This window comes from uncultured Veillonella sp. (assembly GCF_963524655.1).
GTDB lineage: Bacteria > Bacillota > Negativicutes > Veillonellales > Veillonellaceae > Veillonella.
In genome coordinates this window covers 1-2,960 of record NZ_CAURHA010000072.1, presented here as the reverse complement: position 1 = coordinate 2,960, position 2,960 = coordinate 1, and the positions used below count along the sequence as shown (strand labels likewise).

The 2,960-nt window shown below is 43.0% G+C and carries 1 protein-coding gene; it reads left to right on the top strand.

Annotation, left to right across the window (positions count from 1 at the left end):
- The first annotated feature begins 77 nt into the window (after positions 1 to 77).
- Positions 78 to 2,912, top strand: a complete 2,835-nt coding sequence (gene ileS, locus RYM16_RS08950) for an isoleucine--tRNA ligase (RefSeq protein ID WP_314983396.1) — start codon at positions 78 to 80, stop codon at positions 2,910 to 2,912.
- Positions 2,913 to 2,960 lie beyond the last annotated feature (48 nt).

Here is a 2,960-nt window from a genome sequence, read left to right as displayed (position 1 = left end):
GTCAGTAGGGTGGTACCACGGATATTACGTCCGTCCCTTCGGGGACGGGCGATTTTTTTATGTAAAAGGAGCATATCATGGATTACGGTAAGACGTTACATTTGCCTGAAACAGAATTCCCAATGCGCGGCAATTTGCCTAAGCGCGAACCAGAAATCTTAAAATTCTGGGAAGACAACAAAATTTACGAAAAACGTTTGGAATTGCGTAAAGACGCAAAACCTTTCATCTTGCATGATGGCCCTCCATACGCAAATGGTAAATTGCACATCGGTCATGCCCTCAACAAAACGTTGAAGGACATCATCATGAAATACAAAACAATGACTGGTCATTATACTCGCTATATCCCTGGTTGGGATACGCACGGTTTGCCAATCGAGCATGCGGTTATTAAAAATACTGGTCTTAACCGTCATGAAATGGCGCCTCTTGATTTGCGCAATAAATGTAAGGAATATGCATTAGAATGCGTAGAAAACCAAAAACAAGACTTCATTCGCTTTGGTGTATTAGGCGAATGGGAACGCCCTTATTTGACATTGCGCCCTGAGTTCGAAGTAAAACAACTTGGTATCTTCGGCGAAATGGCAAAACGCGGTCATATCTATAAAGGTCTTAAAACTGTATACTGGTGTACGCACTGCGAAACTGCATTGGCAGAGGCAGAAATCGAATACGCTGAGAAAAAATCTTTCTCCATTTACGTAAAATTCCCTTACGTATCCGAGAAAAAGGTAACATTGCCAGCTGGCGTAGATCCAAAACAAGCATTTGCTGTTATCTGGACAACTACTCCTTGGACAATGCCTGCCAACGTAGCAATCTCCGTTAACCCTGAGCTTGAATATGGCTGGGTAAAAGTAGGCGAAGAATACTACTTGATGGCGACTGAACTCGTTGATGCGGCTATGAAAGATATCGGTATTGAAGACTACGAAATCGTAAATCGTTTCTCCGGTGCAGACTTAGAGTTGGCAGATTTCAAACATCCATTTGTAGAACGTAAATCTACTGTATTATGTGGTGATCATGTAACACTTGAAGCTGGTACTGGTTGTGTACATACAGCGCCTGCACACGGTGAAGACGACTTTAACATCGTTCAACGTTACAATAAAGAAGGCAAAGCTGAGCTTCCTATCGTATCCCTTGTTAACGAAACTGGTAACTACACTAAACAAGTAGACGACAATCGTTATGGCGATACTGAGTTCCCATTGGCTGGCGTAGAAATTCACGATGCAGAGGTGCCTGTTATCAAAATCTTGGCGCACAATAATGCATTGCTTAGCAAATCTAGCTTGCGCCACCAATACGCACACTGCTGGCGTTGTAAAAACCCTGTTATCTACCGCGCTACAGAACAATGGTTCTCCTCTGTAGATGGGTACCGTCAACAAGCGCTTGATGCTATCGATAACCAAGTACAATGGATTCCTAAATGGGGCCATGACCGCATCTTTAACATGGTTCGTGACCGCGGTGACTGGGTAATTTCCCGTCAACGTATTTGGGGCGTGCCAATTCCTATTTACTATTGTGAAAGCTGTGGCGAGCACATCATCAATGACGACACTATGTCTGCATTGCTTGAAAAAGTAGCTGTAGAAGGTTCCGACGCATGGTGGGCTCACAGTGCAAAAGAATTGTTACCAGAAGGCTTCAAATGTCCTCATTGCGGTCATGATGAGTTCAAAAAAGAAACTGACATCATGGACGTATGGTTCGACTCTGGCTCCTCTTGGGCTGGCGTACTTGAAGTTAACGATCTTGAAGTACCATGTGCTATGTACCTTGAAGGTTCTGACCAACATCGTGGTTGGTTTAACTCTTCTTTGTTGACTGCAGTAGCAACAACTGGTAAAGCACCATACAACTCCGTATTGACTCACGGCTTCGTTGTGGACGGCGAAGGTCGCAAAATGTCTAAATCTGTAGGTAATACAGTAGCACCTAGCGACATTATCGACGTATACGGCGCTGACGTTATGCGTTTGTGGGTATCCTCCGCAGATTACCAAGCAGACGTACGTTTGTCCAAAGACATCGTAAAACAATTATCCGAAGTATACCGTAAGATCCGTAATACATTCCGCTTCTTGCTTGGTAATTTGGATGACTTCAATCCAAATACTGATAAAGTGGCTTACGCAGATATGTCCGAATTCGATAAATGGGCATTGTTGCGCTTAGAAGAAGTACGTCAAAAAGTTTCTGATGCGTACGAAAACTATGAATTCCACATGTTGTATCATGCAATTCATAACTTCTGTACAGTAGACTTGAGCTCCATCTACCTTGATGTAATGAAAGATACTATGTACGCTGAAAGCAAAAACAACGTAGCTCGTCGTTCTGCTCAAACAGCGATGTATGAAATCTTAAAAACATTAGTAGCAATGGTATCTCCAGTACTTTCTTTCACAGCAGAAGAAGTTTGGAAATACATGCCTAAAGAAGACGGTATGCCTGAATCCGTTATGCTTCAAGATTGGCCACAAGGTCATCCTGAACACTTCAACCAAGAATTGGCTGATAAATGGAACCAATTGTTAGACTTGCGTACATCTGTACAAAAAGCATTGGAACTTGCTCGTCAAGACAAAACAATCGGTCACCCACTAGATGCATCTGTTACAGTATACGCTGAAGGTGCTGCATTCGACGCATTGAACGCTCTTGGTGAAGAAGGCTTGGCTAAACTTATTATCGTATCCGAAGCTCACATCGTAAACGGCGCTGCTCCAGCAGAGGCTGTTAAAGACGAAGAAACAGGCGTGGCTACAGTAGTTGCTGCATCTGGTCTCGAAAAATGTGAACGCTGCTGGATCCACCGCGATACAGTAGGTCAAGATAGCGAACATCCTACACTTTGCAATCGCTGCGCAGACGTTGTAAAAACTCTATAATTATAGATAAAATAGAAAACCCTTCTCTAACACATTTAGTTTATTTTA